Annotated in this window: 20 protein-coding genes and 2 tRNA genes; 13 read left to right on the top strand and 9 right to left on the bottom strand. The window is 46.0% G+C overall.

Annotated features, from left to right (window positions below; genetic code table 11):
- Window positions 1-136: 136 nt before the first annotated feature.
- The 5 genes from tusA to recN all read right to left on the bottom strand — a co-directional run bounded on the left by tusA (window position 137) and on the right by recN (window position 3993).
- Window positions 137-454 carry a sulfurtransferase TusA gene (gene tusA, locus ACTXGO_RS02925; RefSeq protein ID WP_443573313.1) on the bottom strand — a complete coding sequence of 106 codons (318 nt, stop codon included), beginning with the start codon at window positions 452-454 and terminating at the stop codon, window positions 137-139.
- Between the two features lie 71 nt (window positions 455-525).
- Window positions 526-987 carry a hypothetical protein gene (locus ACTXGO_RS02920; RefSeq protein WP_317200469.1) on the bottom strand — a complete coding sequence of 154 codons (462 nt, stop codon included), beginning with the start codon at window positions 985-987 and terminating at the stop codon, window positions 526-528.
- Window positions 988-1055: 68 nt separating this feature from the next.
- Window positions 1056-1574 carry a Holliday junction resolvase RuvX gene (ruvX, locus tag ACTXGO_RS02915; protein WP_317200470.1) on the bottom strand — a complete coding sequence of 173 codons (519 nt, stop codon included), beginning with the start codon at window positions 1572-1574 and terminating at the stop codon, window positions 1056-1058.
- Window positions 1575-1607: 33 nt separating this feature from the next.
- Window positions 1608-2171 (bottom strand): YqgE/AlgH family protein, encoded by a 564-nt coding sequence (locus ACTXGO_RS02910; protein WP_317200471.1) that lies wholly within the window; start codon window positions 2169-2171, stop codon window positions 1608-1610.
- 142 nt (window positions 2172-2313) lie between these two features.
- Window positions 2314-3993 (bottom strand): DNA repair protein RecN, encoded by a 1680-nt coding sequence (gene recN, locus ACTXGO_RS02905; RefSeq protein ID WP_443541229.1) that lies wholly within the window; start codon window positions 3991-3993, stop codon window positions 2314-2316.
- 463 nt (window positions 3994-4456) lie between these two features.
- Here recN and ppnP point away from each other — a divergent pair, with 463 nt between their 5' ends.
- On the top strand, window positions 4457-4792 hold the full coding sequence (ppnP, locus tag ACTXGO_RS02900) for a pyrimidine/purine nucleoside phosphorylase (protein ID WP_317200473.1): 336 nt from the start codon (window positions 4457-4459) through the stop codon (window positions 4790-4792).
- Between the two features lie 130 nt (window positions 4793-4922).
- Complete coding sequence (gene rlmB, locus ACTXGO_RS02895) at window positions 4923-5693, top strand: 23S rRNA (guanosine(2251)-2'-O)-methyltransferase RlmB (RefSeq protein WP_443541228.1); 771 nt, start codon at window positions 4923-4925, stop codon at window positions 5691-5693.
- Here rlmB and coaE read toward each other — a convergent pair.
- The 4 genes from coaE to pilB all read right to left on the bottom strand — a co-directional run bounded on the left by coaE (window position 5656) and on the right by pilB (window position 10519).
- The gene (gene coaE, locus ACTXGO_RS02890; RefSeq protein WP_443541227.1) at window positions 5656-6357 is read right to left on the bottom strand and encodes a dephospho-CoA kinase; all 702 of its coding nucleotides are present in this window, start codon (window positions 6355-6357) and stop codon (window positions 5656-5658) included. The genes rlmB and coaE overlap by 38 nt on opposite strands.
- 196 nt (window positions 6358-6553) lie before the next feature.
- Window positions 6554-7453 carry a prepilin peptidase gene (locus ACTXGO_RS02885; RefSeq protein ID WP_435949995.1) on the bottom strand — a complete coding sequence of 300 codons (900 nt, stop codon included), beginning with the start codon at window positions 7451-7453 and terminating at the stop codon, window positions 6554-6556.
- A 14-nt stretch (window positions 7454-7467) separates the two neighbouring features.
- A complete protein-coding gene (locus ACTXGO_RS02880; protein WP_317200477.1) occupies window positions 7468-8691 on the bottom strand; it encodes a type II secretion system F family protein in 1224 nt (407 codons plus the stop codon).
- 124 nt (window positions 8692-8815) lie between these two features.
- A complete protein-coding gene (gene pilB, locus ACTXGO_RS02875) occupies window positions 8816-10519 on the bottom strand; it encodes a type IV-A pilus assembly ATPase PilB (protein ID WP_435949996.1) in 1704 nt (567 codons plus the stop codon).
- A 146-nt stretch (window positions 10520-10665) separates the two neighbouring features.
- Here pilB and tpiA point away from each other — a divergent pair, with 146 nt between their 5' ends.
- The 11 genes from tpiA (at window position 10666) to ACTXGO_RS02820 (ending at window position 20466) form a co-directional block, all read left to right on the top strand.
- Entirely contained in the window at window positions 10666-11448 is a 783-nt protein-coding gene (gene tpiA / locus ACTXGO_RS02870; RefSeq protein ID WP_435949997.1) for a triose-phosphate isomerase, read from the top strand.
- 349 nt (window positions 11449-11797) lie between these two features.
- Window positions 11798-12106: a preprotein translocase subunit SecG gene (gene secG / locus ACTXGO_RS02865; protein ID WP_443573312.1), complete on the top strand. Its 309-nt coding sequence runs from the start codon at window positions 11798-11800 to the stop codon at window positions 12104-12106.
- A gap of 203 nt (window positions 12107-12309) precedes the next feature.
- A tRNA-Leu gene (locus ACTXGO_RS02860) sits at window positions 12310-12394 on the top strand.
- A gap of 129 nt (window positions 12395-12523) precedes the next feature.
- A tRNA-Met gene (locus tag ACTXGO_RS02855) sits at window positions 12524-12600 on the top strand.
- A 342-nt stretch (window positions 12601-12942) separates the two neighbouring features.
- Complete coding sequence (gene rimP, locus ACTXGO_RS02850) at window positions 12943-13443, top strand: ribosome maturation factor RimP (RefSeq protein WP_435949998.1); 501 nt, start codon at window positions 12943-12945, stop codon at window positions 13441-13443.
- Between the two features lie 144 nt (window positions 13444-13587).
- Window positions 13588-15072 carry a transcription termination factor NusA gene (nusA, locus tag ACTXGO_RS02845; RefSeq protein WP_443541226.1) on the top strand — a complete coding sequence of 495 codons (1485 nt, stop codon included), beginning with the start codon at window positions 13588-13590 and terminating at the stop codon, window positions 15070-15072.
- Between the two features lie 166 nt (window positions 15073-15238).
- Complete coding sequence (gene infB, locus ACTXGO_RS02840; protein ID WP_443573311.1) at window positions 15239-17965, top strand: translation initiation factor IF-2; 2727 nt, start codon at window positions 15239-15241, stop codon at window positions 17963-17965.
- A gap of 141 nt (window positions 17966-18106) precedes the next feature.
- Complete coding sequence (locus ACTXGO_RS02835) at window positions 18107-18520, top strand: ribosome-binding factor A (RefSeq protein ID WP_317200484.1); 414 nt, start codon at window positions 18107-18109, stop codon at window positions 18518-18520.
- Complete coding sequence (gene truB / locus ACTXGO_RS02830; RefSeq protein WP_443573310.1) at window positions 18513-19553, top strand: tRNA pseudouridine(55) synthase TruB; 1041 nt, start codon at window positions 18513-18515, stop codon at window positions 19551-19553. The genes ACTXGO_RS02835 and truB overlap by 8 nt, the downstream gene beginning before the upstream one ends.
- Before the next feature lie 173 nt (window positions 19554-19726).
- Entirely contained in the window at window positions 19727-20251 is a 525-nt protein-coding gene (locus ACTXGO_RS02825) for a type 1 glutamine amidotransferase domain-containing protein (protein WP_443541223.1), read from the top strand.
- Window positions 20252-20304: 53 nt separating this feature from the next.
- Window positions 20305-20466 (top strand): hypothetical protein, encoded by a 162-nt coding sequence (locus ACTXGO_RS02820; RefSeq protein WP_443573309.1) that lies wholly within the window; start codon window positions 20305-20307, stop codon window positions 20464-20466.
- Window positions 20467-20493: the final 27 nt, after the last annotated feature.

Here is a 20493-nt window from a genome sequence, read left to right as displayed (position 1 = left end):
GTGGGCGGTGCATGATTGCTCTCAGACAACCAGCGCGCTTGTTTTACTATATCGTTCTCATGCCACTGTACATACTGCTTTTGGGGTGCTAACACGTAACCTACCTTTTATAAATAATATGTACTGTCGTTATCGACTAAGCGCTTTTTTTCTTGACCAAATAGCGATAAAGCGTATGACTCATCGGCGCAGCATCATCGCTATCGATGGTGATCTCGTTAGGATCGACAGGCAAACTGACGTTCTCATCAAGGGTTTCTTGCGCCACAAGCTCGTGGCCCAAATGACGACAAAAATTAGGAATATCGCGCGTAGTCGCAGGATCGGTTGCGAGTATTTCGATAACCTCGCCGCCCTCCGCCTTACGAATGACGCGGTGCAGCATCATCACAGGTTCAGGGCAAATGAGTCCTTGCGTGTCTAAATGATGGTGAGCTGGAGTATGAGTTGTCATAGGTCTTATGTATTTAAGTTAATTGGATTTTAAAGTAAATGGCTAATAAAGAGCAGTCTTTGATAATAAGTTTATTTATCTTTTACCACATTATCTTCTATGGCCAAAAAGTCAAAGAAGCGCTTAAAGTTAGATTTGAATAAAAACGCCACCCCAAGCCAGCAAGACAGTCCTAGCCAAGCGGTATCTGCGAACAATAAGCCGCCAATAAGAACGACAGTAGAGACACCAATACTGAGCGCAATCATCGACGGCTGATTCAATCGGTAACGGTAAATGACTAGGGCATCATAAAGGGTAATCGGAATCGTCAGAGCGATCAAAACATAGGGCAGATTAAAGTACAAACGATAGAGCAGTTGATTATCATGAAACATCTTTATACTAGCAATCGTACCAAAGACCATAAAAGCGAGAATCGCTACATATAACATATAGATGGCGATTTGATTGGCACGCTGCGCGCCTTTGATACGAGTGATCGCAAGCGGTGCAAAACCATGCTGAGTCGGTTGATCTGAGACCGTATTCATAAAGGATGTCACTTATTTATAATTGCTCAAAAAAACGTTTAATAGATTACTGAATCAGCCAGGCTTAATTAGTCAGGCTTAATAGCATCTATTGCCAGCGCACTATTAGGATCACTAAAGTAGGTCGACAGCAAGATACAGGCAGAAATATCATCGATTGGCGCGCGCGGATTATCAATCCAGCCGTTCTCCCATGCGATCTCGCGGGCAGCAACTGAGGTGAGGCGCTCATCACACATCATAACAGTGGCGGGTATGTGCTGCTCCATTATCCGATGCGCTAGGCGCCGCGCAAATTTGTGCGCGCGTTTTGAGAGCATAGAGCTGCTGCCATCCATATTGAGTGGTAGACCGACGATAATTTGGGTCACGCCCCAGACTTTGATAATACCCAGTAGATTGTCCCAATCAGGCTGACCATTATTCATCGCCAAAATATCAAAAGCACGCGCCGTCTGCGTCATGGTATTGCCAAGCGCCATGCCCATCTTTTTGACCCCGTAGTCTAGAGATAGTACCAGATGAGGTTTAACGTCAGCACGGTTAGCGATTGATGTACTATCCACTGTGTCTATCGAATCCACCATCGTCGCGAATGTCCTCTTCTCTCATTTGTTATTTCAAGCATGACCAATATCGTCACTTAGATAATCAAAATTAATCCCGATTTTGTCAGCGGCTAATTGCCAGCGCTCCTCAAAGGGCGCATCGAACAAGAGCGTCAGATCAGCAGGGCAGACCAGCCAGTCGCCAGCGCTTAACTCGCGCTCCAGCTGCTTTTTGCCCCAACTGGCGTGTCCTAAGCAGAGCTGGTAATGACCGACGCCGTGACCGACCGCGATACGTTTAAGTACATCTTGACTGGTAGTGATACAGACGTTTTCGGAGATGGCAAACGACGATGCCCATTCAGGCTGCCCCGTATGTAGTACAAAGCCCACTTCAGGATACATAGGACCACCGTCTAACGCCACATCATCCATCACTTGTGGATCAGTGACATCGATACTTAGATCCTCTAACAGTTTGCCGACGCGCGCCTGCTCAAGCGGACGGTTGACCATGAGGCCCAAGGCACCGTGCTTGTCATGACGACAGATGTAAATGAGCGCCTGCTCAAAACGGGGGTCTGAGAGCTTGGGCGCTGCTATCAAAAAATGATGAGTCAAATTGGCTTTAGACATAGAGGCAAATACAACAAAGGGTAAGAGGATTAAGTATAGATTGGATATCTATTAGACTATTAGAAATAAATTAGGCATATGGGGTACTAGTTATATGGCACCGCTTAACCAAATATCAATACAGTTGCGCTAAGCGGATAGATTACGATTTGACGTCAGTTAATAAGCTACGCGCATGATCGCGCGTGACATCAGTAATGGTGACGCCGCCTGACATACGAGCGAGCTCATCGACTTGTGCGTGACCTTCTAAGATAATTAGCTCGCTTTGGGTCAGCTTGTCATAATGCTTTTGTACCAAGATATGTTGATGCGCTTGGGCGGCAACCTGCGCTTGGTGAGTGATCGCTAATAGCTGCTGCGTCTGACCTAATGTGCGTAGTAACTCGCCGACCACTTGCGCGGTGCCGCCACTGATACCGACATCGACCTCATCGAACACCAGCATGGGCTTGGCGGCGTTAGTATCGGCATTGGTCACTTGTAGAACTTGCATTACTAGCGCCATGCGTGACAGCTCACCACCTGAGGCAATCTTGTGTAGCGGTTGCATAGGCATACCGACATTAGCGCTAAAGAGCAAGTCGATATCATAGCAGCCTTGGGCGTTGTACTGCGCGGCATCACGCTTGGTAAAGGCAAACTCGCAGCGCGCATTAGGCAGGGCTAAAGGTTTTAGTTGAGCGGTGAGCTGCTGACAGATTGCAGGCGCAGCTTTGACGCGTGCTTTATGTAGCGCGGTCGCTTGCGCAAGATAATCTTGCCAAGCTTGCTCAATTTGTGCTGCCATCGCATCGCTACTTGGCTCGTTTTCTAGCTCGTCCAACTGCTGCTGCCATGCTTTGGCCTCATCGATTAGATCGGTCGCTGGCAGGTTATGTTTACGTGAGAGGCGATGACCTAAACTAATCAGGCTGTCTAGTGCTTGCAAGCGTTCAGGGTCAGGCAACTGCTGTTCGGCGTAGTCCGAGAGTAAGGCGGTAACCTCGATAATCTGCTGCTGCGCCAAATGCAGCTGCTCGGAGGCTTGATTGAAGGTTGCGCTAACATCGACTTGATGATCGCATAATTTGATCGCTTGCCCAAGCAACGTCATGACATCAGGCTCATCAGTATCATTATCAAGCAGATGTAGGCTATGGCTGGCCTCTGTCATCAGCGCCTCGATATTGGATAACTCTTCGTGCTCGGCTTCAACATCAGCATAATCGACAGAGAGTAGCGGCGCGATATCGGCAAGCTGGTTTTGCAATAATTGCATGCGGTCTTGGCGCTGCGCCTCGCGGCTAGCAATATCATCGGCGCGGCGCTTGAGCTGCTGATAATGCTGATAGCTGGTGGCAGTATTGTCACTCATGGCAGTAATCTGCGCCATCGCATCTAGCCATTGGACCACGAACTGCGGTTTAAGCAGTGCCTGCTGCGCGTGTTGGCTATGGATATTGACCAATAGTGTACCCAGGCTTTTAAGCTCGGCTAAGCTGACTGGCGTACCATTAAGCCAAGCTTTTGAGCGCCCATTACTACTAAGCTGACGCCGTACCAGCACCTCAGGCTCATCCAAAGGGCGCTCATGCGCTACAAACCAATCGGCTATCGCTTGGTTGTCCTGTACGTCGAACTGCGCGTAGATATCCGCATGCGCTGCGCCATGTCTAACCATAGCGCTATCGGCGCGCTCGCCTGCGCACAAAGACAAGGCATCAAGCAGTAGCGACTTGCCTGCACCTGTCTCGCCCGTAATCACATTAAAACCCTCAGCCATACTCAGCTCATGCTGAGCTATCAAGGCAAACTGATGTAGAGTTAAAGATAAAAGCATCAACGCCTCTCGTGGCTGATCACAACCTTCAAATAAACCCTACTCGCTACCATTAGCCTAGAGGAGGGTACACCACAAAAATGCGGTAGTATCTAAAGACAGATAAAGGAATAAAAAACTAAATATAGTATGGTGTTAAACAGCACCAAATACAAATTCTAGCGGCAAAATATCACATAAATCTACAGGCTAAGTGTCTAAAAGAATAGTATTTATCACTCAAAGCGCTCATTATTTGACCTTGTATTTTATCAAATTTTGCGAATTTTGGCAGTGTCGTAACAAACTTTACAGATATAATGTGGTAGCATAATCTCACACAACGATAAACTTTTACGCTCATTGCGACCTTGTTTACGTTGCCTGATAACTCGACAATATATCAAAGAGAGCTGTCTTGATGATGGCTTGACCCGTTACTTATTTTTTAGTTTAGTTGTGATTATTTGATAAGGAAGTCCCTATGACAGCGGTAAAATTCTCTAATGTGACTGTTAATGCGCAAGCCACTATATCCTACGATGGACGCTGCTCAAGCCATACTATTATGTTCGAAGACGGTCGCCACAAGACCCTAGGCGTCATTTTGCCTTGTGACAATTTGGTTGATCACTATCACTTTAGCACCAATACCTCCGAGCGTATCGAAATCATTAGTGGTGAGTGCGAAGTAAAGATAAGCGGTGATGAGGAGTTTAATTACTACCGCGCTGGGCAGTCTTTTGTCGTTGAGGGCAATAGCGGCTTTAATCTGCGTACCGATGAGATCGTTCAGTACGTCTGTCATCTTGAAGGCTAATAATCAGCCATACATTTACATCTTAATATCAGCAGTCCCAACTCATCTATTAAAACAAACACAATCGCTTAGATTCTGTTTGTTTTTCTTTAATTGACACTTATACTTCTATTTAATCAGCAGGCCTATTATGGCAAAACCCAGTTACTTCTATGGTATTCATGCCATTGATGCTTTACTTGCGCACCGTCCCTTAGATGGTTTAAGTCTATTTGTGCAACAAGGACGCGAGAGCGATACTCATGTACAGGCTATCATTCAAGAGGCCAAAGCCAACGGCATTAGCATCCAGCCCACACAAAAAGACAACCTTACGCAGCTGTGCGGTAGTCCTCAGCATCAAGGAGTGGTGCTTCATGCGCGTCCCCTCGGATTTGCTGATGAGGGACTCATTGATACAATTAGCGGGTGCGATCAGTGTCTGCTATTGGTGCTCGATCAGATTACCGATGCTCATAATTTTGGTGCTTGTTTGCGCAGCGCAGTAGCGATGGGTGTTGATGCGGTTATCTGTCCAAAACATCATGCCGCAAGTCTCACGCCCACTGTTGCCAAGGTATCAGTAGGCGCAGCTGAGATGATACCTATTATTAGTGTGACTAATCTGGCGCGGACACTTACGCAGATAAAGAACGCAGGTGTTTTTGTCTTTGGTACCGCGCTTGAAGCAAACGCTAAGCCCATACATGAAGCAGACCTGACGGGCAAAACGGCGCTGATTATGGGGTCTGAAGGTGAGGGTATGCGCCGCTTGACGATGGAGAGCTGTGATGAGCTAGTATTTATACCCATGTCAGGCAACGAGTATGGCAATTTGCAAAGCCTAAATGTCAGCGTGGCTACTGGTATGGCGCTATATGAGATTAATCGACAGCGAACTTTAGCTGCTGGGCAAGGGTAAGATAATCTTGGTGTAAAGGCTCTAGGTGCTGATACAAAGTTTCAAGGTCGGCATCATTGAGCACCACATCGTCAGCATGGCGCGTACGCTCGCCGCGATCTAACTGATTGACCATAATAGCTTTAATTTTTGCGACGCTTTGCCCGTCACGCTGGCTGGCGCGAGCAAGTTGCGTGTCCTCTGTCGCATCTATTACTAAGATACGCTGACACAAATTAGCCAGTCCTGCCTCTGCTGCCTCTATGAGTAGGGGCGCTGAGAGCACTGCGTAAGCTGAGGTACTGGCATTTAATTGCGCTTTGGCCGCTTCACGTATCGCAGGATGGGTGATGGTTTCAAGCTCTATAAGGGCCTCAGGATTGGCAAAGACATGCGCTCTGACCGCCGCTCTATCCATTTGACCCTCCGAATTAATCGCCCAATCCCCAAATTTCTTTTGAATCTTGCGCAGAGTGGGACTACCTTTGGCGACCACCTCATGTGCGATAACATCAGCGTCTATGATATCGATACCTTGCTTAGCGAACCAATTAGTCGCCGCGGACTTACCACTACCGATGCCGCCAGTTAGTCCGATAACCAGTTTGGTTTTGTCAAAACCAGTCACTTTACGCGCCGATTTTTGGTTAGAGTCAGCATGAGATGAGCTTGCATGTATGGACATAGTAATAACTTATTATAGGCAAATGAAAGGTTGATTGATTATGAGCACAAGTCATAATTTTAAGAAATTGCTGTTCTATGTTTGCAATGTGAATGGCTATAAGTTTAACTCGTGCATTAGTATTGGCTGTCGTGGTTACATGTCATTATTGTAACGTTTTACTGAGATTGCCAGCTTACTATTGAGTTTTTCACCTTTAAGCATACATGCCCAGATACCCATTTACGATATCAGTGCCATACAATAAGGCGATGATACCTGCAATAGCGATATAAGGACCAAAGGCAAACGGCTGACTCTCGCCTTGGCGTCGCATCAAGATAATACCTACGATAGAGCCGAGTAGTGACGATAGCAAAATAATCAGCGGTAGCATCATCGGCCCAAGCCACGCCCCTAGCACCGCAAGTAATTTAAAATCGCCTTGTCCCATACCATGTTTTTTGGTGATTAAATAAAACACCTTGACCACTATCCATAGCGACAAAAAGCCAAGGAGCAACCCCCAAATAGACTGCGTTGGGGTGACAAACCAGCTCTGTGAATTAACCGCTAGTCCCAATCCAGCAAGCGGAAAGGTCAAGCGATCTGGCAATAGCTGAGTATCAAAGTCGATACCTGTGAGCGCAATCAACGTCCACACTAAGATCAGTGCCGAGAGTCCGATAACGTTAACGCCGAAGTGATAAATAACTGCCACAGTTAGCAGTGCAGTGATGAGCTCAACGATAGGATAGCGTATACCGATAGGCGCTTTGCAAGCAGAGCAGCGACCTTGTAGCACCAACCAGCTGACCAGCGGTATATTCTCATACCATTTAATCCGATGCGCGCAGTGCGGACAACGTGAAGCGGGCATGCTTAGGGTAATAGGCACATCATTTGCCGTCATTTGAGTGAGCGCGGCTGCTGGCTCCTCTTTTATGTCCGTCTGTCCTGCCAAAAATTGACTACACTCTTGTCGCCAGCCGTAGACCATCATCAGTGGCATACGGTGAATCACCACATTTAAAAAACTGCCAACACAGAGACCTAATACGGCAAACACGACCAAAGCCAAAGTCATATTGCTTTGTAATAACGCTATCAATTGCATCTCATTGCTATCCTTTAGCCGACCACTGAACCCATTTGGAAAATGGGTAAGTACATAGCAATGACCAAGCCGCCGACTAATACCCCAAGCACCGCCATAATGAGTGGCTCCATTAGGCTCGTTAAACCATCGACCGCGTTATCGACCTCATTCTCATAGTATATAGCTACCTTGTCTAGCATCTCCTCTAGGCTTCCAGACTCCTCACCGATACCGACCATCTGGATGACAAGACTTGGGAATAGGTTGGTTGAGCGGATAGAGAACTGCAACTGCTGACCGGTGGCCACGTCGTTTTTGATTTGCTGAGTGGCATCATAAAAGACCACGTTATTGGTTGCACCAGCAGTAGAGTTTAGCGCATCAATGAGCGGTACACCTGCGGCAAAAGTGGTGGATAGCGTCCGCGAGAAGCGAGCGATAATGGCTTGATAAGCAATATTACCAAAGATCGGTAGCTTTAGCGTCGCGCGATCTAGAAAGTCACGAAACTTCTTAGAGCGTTTTTTGGCTTCTGAGAACCCTATGATAGCTGCGCCAATGATTAAGATCAGTACGAACCACCACGATTGCATCCATTCAGACATCCCAACGACCATTTGGGTAAAAGCGGGCAGCTCTGCACCAAAGGAGGCAAACAGATCGGAGAATACAGGAACAACTTTGATCAGCAAAATCATGGTGACGATAATGGCCACAACGATGACCGCGATAGGATATTTCATCGCTTTTTTGATTTTTGCCTTGAGTAGCTCACTTTTTTCTTTATAAGTGGCAACCCGCTCCAGCATGGTTTCAAGCGCCCCTGATTGCTCGCCTGAGTCGACTAGTGAGCAAAACAGATCATCAAAGTAGCGCGGATGTTTGCGCAGGGCTGAGGCAAAGGTGCCGCCGGCTTCAATATCAGCTTTTATGTCTAAGACCAGCTCTTTCATACTTGGGTTATCAAGCGAGTCGGCGACGATCTCAAACGACTGCGTAAGCGGCACGCCCGCTTTCATCATTGTCGCCAGCTGGCGCGAAAATATGGCGATATCGATAGCTTTGATCGGTTTTTTGAACTCAAAGAGGGGTTTAGGCTTTTTCTTAATACCTTTAACCGTAATGCCTTGTTTGCGCAAAGTTGCTTTTGCCAGCTCCAAGCTACGGCTAGTGGTCTCGCCCTTGATCTTTTGCCCACGGCGATTGACTCCATCATAGACAAAGTCCAATAGCATATCTGTCTTAGCTTTCGCCATGTGCTCACCCTCAATTATGATTCAATAAACTGTAGTTATTTTAGCGTAAAATCGATTACGTATTGATGTTAATTTTAGCGCTTTTCTCGTTGGTTTACGCGCTTATTCAGGTCGGTTTGTGCACTTATTCAGAAGTAACGCGCATCATCTCTTGAATACTCGTCACGCCTTGGAGTACCTTTAAAATACCAGAGCGGCGCAAATCTCTAAAACCATTTTTGAGCGCAGCATCTTTGATATCGATCGCATTGCCATCTTCCATGATAATGCGCGAGATATCCGGACTGACTTTCATAACCTCGTAAATACCAACGCGGCCTTTGTAGCCTTCACGGCACTCGCTACAACCCACAGGCTCGCTGATATGATTATTGGGGTCATCCAAGTCTGCATCGGTAAAGCCAATCTCAAGCAGGCTTTGACGCGGTACATCGATAGGTTTTTTGCAGTTTTTACATAATCTACGAGCCAGCCTTTGTGCGATAACCAAGTTGACTGAAGTGGCGATATTAAAGGAAGCCACACCCATGTTACGCAGACGGGTCAAGGTTTCAGGTGCTGAGTTGGTGTGCAGCGTTGAGAGTACCATATGTCCCGTTTGCGCCGCCTTAATCGCAATCTCAGCGGTCTCTAAATCTCGAATCTCACCGACCATGACGATATCAGGATCTTGACGCAAAAAAGACTTGAGCGAATTGGCAAAGGTTAAACCAACTTTGGCGTTGACGTTGACTTGATTGATACCCTCTAAGTTAATTTCAACAGGATCCTCTGCGGTGGAGATATTGGTTTCGCCGGTATTTAGGATATTAATACCCGTATATAAAGAAACGGTCTTACCAGAACCTGTTGGTCCGGTAATAAGCAGCATACCTTGCGGCTTATGAAGCGCTTCTAAAAACATCTCTTGCTGATCAGGCTCATAGCCTAAAGCTTCAATACCAAGCATAGCAGAGGAGGGGTCTAAAATACGTAACACTAGCTTTTCGCCAAACAGCGTCGGTAATGAGCTTACCCGAAAGTCGATGGCTTTATTTTTGGATAGTTTAAGTTTGATACGCCCATCTTGTGGCACGCGGCGCTCTGAGATGTCCATTTGCGACATGACTTTTAGGCGGGCGGCGATTTTGCTGGCAAGTTGTACGGGCGGGTTGGCCATCTTTTGCATGACGCCATCAACGCGAAAACGCACACGAAAGCTCTTTTCATATGGCTCAAAATGAAGATCTGATGCGCCCATACGAATGGCATCAACGAGCATTTTATTGACGAATTTGACAACGGGCGCTTCATCAACGCCATCAGAGAGTTTGGTCTCGCCATCATCAGCATCAGGGTCTTCAAAATCGACCGTTAAGTCGCTATCGGCAAACCCGCTAAAGTTTTGCATACTATCAGCATATAGCTTCTCGATACGGGCTTTGAGCTTATCCTCCTCAACCACTACCGTCTCAACAGACAAGCGCGAGTTAAAGGCGACGGCGTCTATAGCATCGATACGCGTAGGGTCACTGAGCGCGACAAAAAGCCGTTGACCACGCTTAAAAATAGGTAGCGCATTAAATTTACGGACTATTTTTTCATCAATTAAGTCTTTGGGTATGATGTCATCGCTTAACGCATTGAGATCAAATAAAGGATCGCCAAAAGCTTGCGACATCATTTTTGCTAACTGATAAGCATTGGCTATTTTGTTATCTACCAAATAAGACACCAGTCCCATTTGCTGCTGCTGCGCCTCTCTTTGCGCAGTATCCATTTGCGCCTCGTTGACGATCCCTTCGCTAATGAGCTGCTGCGCTAAGCCGCCGATTTTAATAGTTGTCATAGATATGGTCTCTCCCTAACCTTGCTATCAGTGCTATGGTCGAATATCAAACACAGCCTAGTGTTCTATATACTATAGCACTTGCAAAATATTTGTTATACTTGCGCGCACAAAGCGATAATGATAAATCATATAGGGCAAACAAGATGCAAACTTGGGTAATAGGCAACTGGAAACAAAATCCTGCCACCAGTCACGAAGCAGGCGCACTGGTACAAGGCTTACTTGCTGCTATTGATGCAAAATCTGCGCCAATAACTTGTCAGTTAATGGTCGCCCCAAGTAGCATTCACTTAGCAGCTGTGGCTACGCAAATTAAGGGAACATCGCTACTTGCCGCTGCACAAGATATTAGCGCGCATAGTGATAGTACAGGTGCCTACACTGGGGATTGCTCAGCGCAGCAAGTCGCTGATGCTGGTGCAACGTGGACGCTACTAGGTCACTCTGAGCGCCGTCAGTACCATCAAGAGTCTCATGAGGCGCTTATGCAAAAGCTATCTTGTGCCCTCAAACAAAACTTGGGCGCCATATTTTGTATTGGCGAGACGCAAGCGCAGTACGATGATAAGCAAACCCTAAATGTTATCGATGAGCAGTTATCCATTATCAAAGACTTACTAGCCCAGCAGCCAGAGATCACCGACTCTCTCTCATCGCACCTAATGATAGCTTATGAGCCAGTATGGGCGATTGGTACAGGCAAAGTCCCAACCGTCTTTGAGGTCAGCGCCACCCATCAGCATATCAAGCAGACGCTCGCTGGCCTCTCGCCCGCCTTTAGTAATATAAATGTACTCTATGGCGGTAGTGTTAATGCAGATAATGCGCAAGACTTTGCTGCTGATAGTATGATAGATGGGGCTTTGGTGGGCGGCGCTTCACTAAAGGTAGAGAGCTTTTTGGCGATAGCGGATGCCTTTAGTTAAGCTAATGAGTAGCTTAGTATTGTATTAAGATCTTTGGTCTTATACTCTTTGCTCTAAGAGTAGGCTGACGGATGTAAACGGTGTTCTTTAAGGTGATAAAAGTCACTTTAATAGTGCCCTTGCAATCGTGTACAATGCGCCTTATTTATTAAGCCTTGATACTTTCAGTTTTAATTTAACGAGCAGTTCTAATCTAACGAGCAGTTCTAATTTGACAAGGTCGAATGGCACAAACTTTAGATTTTTTTTGGCGAGTATTGTCATAAGTTTTTTTATTTGAGCTATAAGTCGTTGGTTCACATCATTTATTATTGTTACCAGTCGTCATTAGGCGGCAAAAGAGGACACCATGTTTACGTTTATATTAGCCATACATATTATCGTAGCGATTGCTATGATCGGCTTGATTTTGATACAGCATGGTAAAGGGGCGGATGCTGGAGCCTCCTTTGGTGCAGGCTCCTCTGGTACAGTCTTTGGCGCAGCGGGTACGGCCAACTTTTTGACTCGTGCGACAGCTGTGCTTACGGTTATATTTTTTATTACCAGTATGGTACTTGCAGTCAATGCTCGCGAGCAGGCTGAAGATCAGTTTCGCCTAGATGCGCCTGTATCTGCGCCGCAAACGCCGCGCCCGTTAACCGAGAACCCTCAGTAGTAGTAAAAAGCAAGGTTTCGGTATAATCATCTATTAATGGATACTCAGCGCTTGCTATTTTGATGCGTTAGTCTTACAATACTTTTTCTGTTTTTGCAGCCGACTCTTAATAGTCGACCTACTGTTCTGAATTTTCCTCAAAGAGCAGCGTAGTTAAAAGTAGATAGTCAAAAGCAGTGTGATGAGAGTTTATAGTCTCATAAGCGATTGTGGTGGAATTGGTAGACACGCCATCTTGAGGGGGTGGTGGCGCAAGCTGTGGGGGTTCAAGTCCCCCCAATCGCACCAAGTTTTAATGTTTGTTTTGTCCAAGTTTTAATGTTTGTTTTGTATAGTACCGATGCATTATAGCGCTCTTTATTTAAATAAAGATTGACAAGGTGATTAAACCTACTTATAATACGCATTCTAAATTGTTGCGGGGTGGAGCAGTCTGGTAGCTCGTCGGGCTCATAACCCGAAGGTCGTTGGTTCAAATCCAGCCCCCGCTACCACTTTTTATACTGATGTTTGTACCCTAAATAGCCAGTGTCGATTAGCCCACCATTATGTTTGTGGGTTTTTTTGTACCTAAAGCTTTGTGTTATCATGACACTTGTCCTACTATGCCAAGCATTAGCTTGTGTGGCGCCTGCCTACTAGGCATAGTGAGTGCTTATTTATAAGTATTTTATAAGTAGTACGGTCTTCTACCTTATCTTATGACATCCATTTGCCTATAAATAAGATTAGGTCATAGAAAACCTAGACTGAGCGCTTTTGCCCAAAATAATAGGCAAAGTCGTTGCCGTTTATTATGTACAAGTGATACGTCAATAGGAAAAAATAAATACATTATGAAATTATCAACCAAAGTTGCTGAACTAACCGCTATCATCGAGCCTGCTGTTGCCGCTTGTGATGTGTCGCTATGGGGCGTAGAATTTGTACCGCAAGGTCAGCGCTCTTTACTGCGTATCTATATTGAGGCGTTGCCTGAAGACCAAGCACAAGACAAGCAAGTGACTATTGAGAACTGTGCGGCGGTGAATCATCAAGTCAGCGGTATATTAGAAGTGCATGACCCTATCGCAGGCGAGTTTATTCTAGAAGTATCCTCACCTGGCTTTGATCGGGCGTTCTTTTCAGAGTCGCAAATGCGTGATTACATCGGTCAAACGGTAAGCCTTCGTTTGATACAAGCGATTGGGCAGGGCGACAAAAAACGCCGCAAAGCGACAGGCAAGCTCGATAGTATGGACGATACCTCACTAACGCTTAGCGCCTCTGATGGCGAAGTGTTTGAGATTGCTTTTAGTAATATAGATAAAGCAAACTTGATCTATGAAGACGTCTAGCGCTACATATAATCTAATATCAAAAATTTGAGCCGTGAATAACTCATTGTGACAATAGTAGTAGTGACATTCGTAATGACGATAAACGTTACGACATCAATGATAAGATATGAGTCAATAACAAAACGATAGGACAGATAGAGTATGAGTCGTGAAATCTTAACGGTAGTAGAAACTGTCAGTAACGAAAAAGGATTGAACCCTGAAGACATCTTTGAGGCTATCGAAGATGCTTTGGTGGTATCCACTAAAAAAAAGGTCTATACCGAACAGCCAGAAGTAGCGGTACGTGTCGCGATCAATCGTGACACGGGCGACTACGATACTTATCGTTACTGGACAGTGGTCGCTGATGAAGACCACGAGATGCCAGCCTGTCAGCTTGCTATTACTGATCTTGATCAAGACGAGTGGTCCATTGGTGATGTCAAAGAAGAGCAGATTGAGTCTATCGAATTTGGCCGTATTGCAGCCACGCAAGCCAAGCAAGTTATCATCCAAAAGATCCGTGAAGCTGAGCGTGCTTTGGTTGCCGATGCTTTTGAATCTCGCGTTGGTGAGATGATGTATGGCGAAGTCAAAAAACAAACTCGCGATGGTTACATTGTTGACTTAGGCGATAACGCCGAAGGCTATCTGTCTCGTGATCAGATGCTGCCACGTGAGCAATTACGTGCCAAATCTCGTATCAATGCTATCCTTTATCATGTCAACCGTGAAAATCGCGGCGCGCAGTTACTATTATCCCGCACGCATCCTGAAATGCTCTCAGCACTGATGCAAAAGGAAGTCCCTGAGATTGCAGAAGAGATCATTGAGATTCGTAATGTCGCTCGCCTACCTGGTACTCGTGCTAAAATAGCGGTCAAGACCAATGATCATCGTATTGATCCTGTTGGGGCTTGTATCGGTATGCGTGGTACGCGTATCCAAGCGGTACAACAAGAACTCGACGGCGAGCGTATCGATGTCGTGGTGTGGTCAGATGATCCTGCCCAGTTCATTATCAGTGCGCTTGAGCCTGCTGATGTCAGCAGTATCATCCTAGATGAAGATGCCAAGACAGCTGATATTGTCTTTAGTACCAACGATCAGCTTGCACGTGCGATTGGCTCACAAGGTCAAAACGTACGTCTGGCCTCTGAGCTGACTGGTTATAAGCTCAACATGATGCTAGAAGAAGAGTATCAAGAGCGCCAAGAGAGCGAATCAAAAGCCTTTATCGATTTATTTTATGAGCGTTTAGAAGTAGATCGTGATTTGGCACAAGCCCTTGTCGATATTGGCTTTACGACTATCGAAGAAGTAGCTTATGTGCCTGTTGAGACCTTTTATGATATCGAAGGCTTGGATGACGAAGCGATTGATATGATTCAAGAGCGCGCTAAAGAAGTGGTCATCGCAGATGAGCTGGTCAAACAACAAAACATGAAAGAGCCAAGTCAAGAGCTACAAGATCTTGAAGGTATGAGCGTCAATCTGGCCTATAAACTGGCACAAAAAGACATCATTACCGTCGATGACTTGGCAGAACAAGCCGTCTTCGATCTAGAAGATATCGAAGGTTTGGACAATGAGACCGCAGGAAAACTGATTATGAAAGCTCGGGAATCTTGGTTCGATGAATAGGCGCTAATCGCATATCGCTGTCTTTTGGTGATATGCTATCAACCATAAAGCGTGAGTGCTGTCCTTATTATAACGTTTAGTAAGACAACACTTGCCTTAACGCAATCATTTGTAGCCAACAATTGAATTGAAAATATAGCAAACAATAGACAGTAGGTGATAATAAATGGCAGATAAGACCGTCAAAGAACTAGCAGAAATGGTCGGCAAAACCGTAAGTGCTGTAAAACAGCAACTGGTAGATGCTGGACTGCCTGCTCGCGAAGAGAGTGACATGGTCACTGAACGCGAGCAAGAGAAGTTAGTGACGTATTTAAAACAAAGTCATGGCCAGACCGACAAGCGCCGTATCAGTCTTAAGTCTAAGACGACGAGCACCGCGCGCGTGACTGGCTCCTCTGGTAAGTCCAAAAGCGTCAATGTTGAAGTGCGTAAGAAAAAAGTATTCGACAAGCCTGATCCAGAAAAAATGGCAGCAGAATTAGCCGCTCGTGAACAGGCTTTGGCTGAAGCACAAGCTCGCGCTGCCAAAGATGCCGAAGAGCGCCAAGCTGCTAAGAAAAAATCTGAAGAACGTCAAGCAGCAACGCTAGCAGCGATGCGTGCAAGCTTGGGCTCTAACAAGTCATCTGATGACAAAAACGATGATGTTGCAGCCTCTGTTGTCGTCAAAAAAGGCGGCAAAGCGGCAGTTGAAGTCAAGTCAAAAGAGCAGCCTAAGAAAAAGGTTGCCGCGACTAAGCCAAAAGTTGAAACCGCAGCTGAACGTAAAGCACGCGAAGCACGTGAAGTTGAGGAAGCACGCTTACGTGAAATCGAAGCTGAGACGCGCCGCGTACAAGCTGAAGAAGCGCAAAAGCGTACGCTTGAGCAGATGCGCAAAATGGCGGGTAAGTATACCGACCGTGAGCCTGTGGCAGAAGTTCGTAAAGACGAGCCATTAGCTGAAGGCCTTGTAGGAGACGCGCTTGAGGAGTCGTTTGAAAAAGAGCGCCGTGAGATCAAACGTGGTTCTAATAGTACGGGTGCTCGTGGTCGTCGCCGCAAAAACCAAGATGAGCGTGAAATCAAGAATCGTAAGAACGGTCTGACTTCAACGCAAGCGTCACAGCATAAGTTTGAAAAGCCTGTCGAAAAAATCGTCTATGACGTCGAAATTAGCGAGCAAATCGCAGTATCTGATTTAGCTCAGCGTATGGCAGTCAAAGCTCGCGAAGTGATCAAATTGCTTATGAAAATGGGCGAAATCGCTCGCGAATCTGACATGATAGACCAAGCGACAGCGAGTTTAATCGTAGAAGAGATGGGTCACAACCCAGTACCCGTTAGCGATACCAAAGTCGAAGACGATCTACATGATGCCGTTGATGAGCGCAGCAGTAACGTACAAACGCGTCCACCCGTCGTTACTATCATGGGTCACGTTGATCATGGTAAGACATCCTTACTTGATAAGATTCGTGAGACTAAAGTTGCCACAGGTGAAGCTGGCGGTATCACTCAGCATATCGGTGCGTACCATGTGCAGACGGATCGCGGCGTCATTACCTTTTTAGATACTCCAGGTCACGCCGCTTTTAGTGCGATGCGCTCACGCGGTGCTCAGGCGACGGATATTGTTGTCTTAGTTGTCGCCGCTGACGATGGCATGATGCCTCAAACGGCAGAAGCGATTGATCATGCCCGCGCGGCAGGTACGCCTATTATCGTTGCTATCAACAAAATGGATAAGCCAAGCGCTGATCCTGATCGCGTTCTCAATGAGCTGACGACGAAAGAAGTGGTATCAGAGGATTGGGGTGGTGATACACCAATGGCTCGTATATCTGCCAAAACAGGTGACGGTATCGATGAGCTGTTAGAGCTTATCAGCTTGCAGTCTGAATTGATGGAATTAGAAGCCCCACTAGATGGTGCTGCTCAAGGCGTCGTTATCGAATCAAGATTAGAAAAAGGTCGTGGTCCTGTCGTCAGCGTACTGGTCAAAAAAGGTACATTGAAGCAAGGCGATCTCGTTCTAGCAGGCGAGCATTATGGTAAGGTTCGTGCGCTAACGGACGAGCATGGTCAACGTGTTAAGTCAGCGGGTCCCTCTATCCCTGTTGAGATCTTAGGTTTACCTGAGACGCCAGCGGCTGGTAGCGAATTCTTAGTCGTTACCGACGAGAAAAAAGCTCGCGAAGTTGCTGATTTTAGAGCCAATCGTGAGCGTGAACGTCAACTTGAACGTCAAAACGCTATGCGCCTTGAGAGCATGTTCGATCAGATGGAACAAGGTGATGTGTCTTTCTTAAACATTGTACTTAAGACTGATGTTCGCGGTTCTTTAGAAGCTCTACTTGCAGCACTCAATGAGTTATCTACTGACGAAGTCAAAGTTCGCGTTATCAGCTCAGGCGTTGGTCCAATCTCAGAGTCTGACGTTACCCTTGCTGAATCTAGTGAAGCGGTGCTGTTAGGTTTCAACGTTCGCGCTGATGCCACTGCACGCCGCAAAGCCGATAGCGCTGATATGGACATTCGCTACTACAGCGTCATCTATGGCCTTATTGATGATGTCAAAGCAGCTATGAGCGGTATGCTCGCGCCTGAACATCGTGAGAAGATCCTTGGTGTGGCGGATGTTCGCGAAGTATTCCGCTCTAGTAAGTTTGGTGCAGCTGCCGGTTGTATGGTGGTTGAAGGCACGATCTATCGTAACAAGCCTATCCGCGTACTACGTGATGACCAAGTTATCTTTACCGGTCAATTGCAATCATTACGTCGTTACAAAGAAGACGTCAATGAAGTGCGTACGGGGATGGAATGTGGTCTTGCAGTTCGTGGCTATGATGTCGAAGCGGGCGATAAGATTGAAGTCTTTGAGATTCAAGAGTTCGCACGTACGATCTAAGGCTATTGTTTGATAGTCAGTTACCACTAGGCCTAACAGGTGTACCCTGCTAGGCCTTTTTTACCGAATAGCCCTTATTATAAAATGAGCGCTCTAAACGTATTTTAACTATAAAAATTTTACTACAGTAAGGTTAATTCTATGAACCAACGTCTACAACGCTTGGCTGATCAAATCCAGCGCGAACTTGCCGTCCTTATCCGTGATGAAGTCAATGATCCGCGTCTAACGGGTTTTGTGACCATCTCTAGCGTAAAGGTTAGCCCAGATCTAGGCTACGCTGATGTCTATGTCACTATCATGGAGCCTGAGCTTAATGATGCTATGGTCAAAACCAGTCACGAAGAGAGCATCAAAGTACTCAACAACGCCGCAGGATTTTTGCGCACAGAGCTAAGCCATAGCCTAAAAACACGGACGACGCCGCGCCTGCGCTTTCACTATGATGAAGTGACCGCGCGTGGTAACTATATGATGGACTTGATCAGTCAAGCCGTTACTAAAACTGAGCAAAACGAAGATGACGTAGAAAACGACGCCTCGCAAAATGACTAAGCAAAAACAGATAGATAAACAAAGGGTCTCTGGCGTTATCTTGGTGGATAAACCACAAGGTATGACCTCGCAGCAAGTCGTGTCAAAGGTGAAGTATGTGTTTAAGTCGCCAATGCATGACAGCAAAAAGGCGGGGCATACAGGCACGCTTGATCCTATGGCGACAGGTCTTTTGCCGATCTGCTTAGGGGAGGCGACCAAGTTTAGTCACTATCAACTCGACGCGGACAAATCCTATCAGGCGACTATTGCGCTCGGTAGTCAAACCGATACGGGCGACGCTGACGGGCAAGTTATTGCGACTGCTGAGGTAACTCAAATTGATCAGCCGCTACTAGAGCGCATCGCTCAAAAGTTTTTGGGCGCGCAGCAGCAAGTCCCGCCTATGTATTCTGCACTCAAAAAAGACGGCAAAAAGCTCTACGAGTATGCACGTGCTGGCATTGAGGTTGAACGTCCAGCAAGAGATATTGTCATCAAAGATATCCAGCTGATTGCCATTGATGACACTCAGTTGCAACTCACCGCAACCTGTACTAAGGGCACTTACATACGCGTGCTGGGAGAGGATATCGCGCAAGCGTTAGGCACGCTCGGTCACTTAACCGCATTACGACGATTGCAAGTGGGCAAGTTCGCTATTGATGATGCCATAACCATACCAGAGCTTGAAGCACTAGCACTTGATAAACGTTTTGAGCAATTGCTGCCAGTGGACGCTTGTATTGATATACCTGCTACCCTTATGCTGACCGCAGCGCAAGTTGCACGTATACGCCAAGGTCAACGCCTTAATGTCTTAGAGCAGATGAGTGTTGATATTAAAAACTACCTCTCAAGCAGTATCGATTCTCAAGTGTCTGATGAGATTTTGGTTGATTCTAAGAACCATCTAGAACCAAAAGTCGAGCCACTTTTGCATCATGAGATGCCTATAGATATACGTCTAGTTGATGAACAGGGACAGTTTATTGGTCTAGGGGCAATTAGTCTCAACGGACGCTTGCAGCCTAAAAAGCTCATCCATTTATAGATTGCATTACTAGGGCATTACATTAATCACATATCGTCACATTTTATTGCAGGTTACGTCTATGGCGTGACCTGTTTTTTTTATAGACTAGCCAAACCTACTAGGCACTAATGATAATAAAAACAGCGACAACGTAAGCTAGTAGGAGACTATAATCAATAATGGAGTAGATTATGAAAACGATCGCTTTTTTACTACATAATAATTTTGAACAAGCAGAGTATGAAGACGTCAATAACCAGCTCAAAGACAAAGGCTATAAGACCGTTCTGATTACTACTAATGACGATAAACAAGTACAAGCGATGCAGCAGGACGTCAATAAAGCTGATACGTTCACGGCTGACATGTTCGCCAATGAAGCAAATGTTACTGATTATGATGCGCTAGTATTACCAGGCGGTACGGTAAACGCTGATACTATTCGCGGCAACAAAGAAGCTCATAGCATCATCAATGCTATTAACGACGCAAACAAGACTTTAGCTGTCATCTGCCATGCGCCATGGGCACTGATCAATACAGGCATTGCAAAAGGCAAAACGCTAACCGCTTATCACTCCTTGCAAACCGATCTAGAGAACGCAGGTGCAAAATTTGTCGACAAGAGCGTGCAGATTGATGGTAATCTGATTACTTCACGCAATCCAGATGATATTGATGATTTCGTAGATGCTATCGACAAAGCACTATCCTAGTTCTATTCTTCTATATCTGATTTAATTTACTTAACCACCACTAAGGATCTACTATGACACAGCCTAACCCAAATGAGACCAAGCTTGAGCAACAAAAGTCTGACTCGCAAATCGCTTCATTAAAGAATCAAACCGAAGACAACTATAACGAAGAGACAGAAGCTGCTGCCGATCGTATTGCAGACAATGTAGAGAATGCTAAAGACGATAAGTAAGCACTTATAGCTAGCAACTTGTAACTA

The sequence above is a fragment of the Psychrobacter sp. T6-1 genome (assembly GCF_052258445.1).
This window is presented reverse-complemented; position numbering and strand designations above follow the sequence as displayed.

Excerpts from the sequence above, each read along its gene's own strand:
- ACTXGO_RS02820 (WP_443573309.1), top strand. The coding sequence starts at position 20,305 with ATGACACAGCCTAACCCAAATGAGACCAAGCTTGAGCAACAAAAGTCT.
- ACTXGO_RS02835 (WP_317200484.1), top strand. The coding sequence starts at position 18,107 with ATGAACCAACGTCTACAACGCTTGGCTGATCAAATCCAGCGCGAACTT.
- tusA (WP_443573313.1), bottom strand. The coding sequence starts at position 454 with ATGACAACTCATACTCCAGCTCACCATCATTTAGACACGCAAGGACTC.
- ACTXGO_RS02825 (WP_443541223.1), top strand. The coding sequence starts at position 19,727 with ATGAAAACGATCGCTTTTTTACTACATAATAATTTTGAACAAGCAGAG.
- coaE (WP_443541227.1), bottom strand. The coding sequence starts at position 6,357 with ATGTCCATACATGCAAGCTCATCTCATGCTGACTCTAACCAAAAATCG.
- recN (WP_443541229.1), bottom strand. The coding sequence starts at position 3,993 with ATGCTTTTATCTTTAACTCTACATCAGTTTGCCTTGATAGCTCAGCAT.
- truB (WP_443573310.1), top strand. The coding sequence starts at position 18,513 with ATGACTAAGCAAAAACAGATAGATAAACAAAGGGTCTCTGGCGTTATC.
- ACTXGO_RS02910 (WP_317200471.1), bottom strand. The coding sequence starts at position 2,171 with ATGTCTAAAGCCAATTTGACTCATCATTTTTTGATAGCAGCGCCCAAG.
- ACTXGO_RS02880 (WP_317200477.1), bottom strand. The coding sequence starts at position 8,691 with ATGGCGAAAGCTAAGACAGATATGCTATTGGACTTTGTCTATGATGGA.
- ppnP (WP_317200473.1), top strand. The coding sequence starts at position 4,457 with ATGACAGCGGTAAAATTCTCTAATGTGACTGTTAATGCGCAAGCCACT.
- pilB (WP_435949996.1), bottom strand. The coding sequence starts at position 10,519 with ATGACAACTATTAAAATCGGCGGCTTAGCGCAGCAGCTCATTAGCGAA.
- nusA (WP_443541226.1), top strand. The coding sequence starts at position 13,588 with ATGAGTCGTGAAATCTTAACGGTAGTAGAAACTGTCAGTAACGAAAAA.
- secG (WP_443573312.1), top strand. The coding sequence starts at position 11,798 with ATGTTTACGTTTATATTAGCCATACATATTATCGTAGCGATTGCTATG.
- ACTXGO_RS02920 (WP_317200469.1), bottom strand. The coding sequence starts at position 987 with ATGAATACGGTCTCAGATCAACCGACTCAGCATGGTTTTGCACCGCTT.
- tpiA (WP_435949997.1), top strand. The coding sequence starts at position 10,666 with ATGCAAACTTGGGTAATAGGCAACTGGAAACAAAATCCTGCCACCAGT.
- infB (WP_443573311.1), top strand. The coding sequence starts at position 15,239 with ATGGCAGATAAGACCGTCAAAGAACTAGCAGAAATGGTCGGCAAAACC.
- rlmB (WP_443541228.1), top strand. The coding sequence starts at position 4,923 with ATGGCAAAACCCAGTTACTTCTATGGTATTCATGCCATTGATGCTTTA.
- ruvX (WP_317200470.1), bottom strand. The coding sequence starts at position 1,574 with ATGGTGGATTCGATAGACACAGTGGATAGTACATCAATCGCTAACCGT.
- ACTXGO_RS02885 (WP_435949995.1), bottom strand. The coding sequence starts at position 7,453 with ATGCAATTGATAGCGTTATTACAAAGCAATATGACTTTGGCTTTGGTC.
- rimP (WP_435949998.1), top strand. The coding sequence starts at position 12,943 with ATGAAATTATCAACCAAAGTTGCTGAACTAACCGCTATCATCGAGCCT.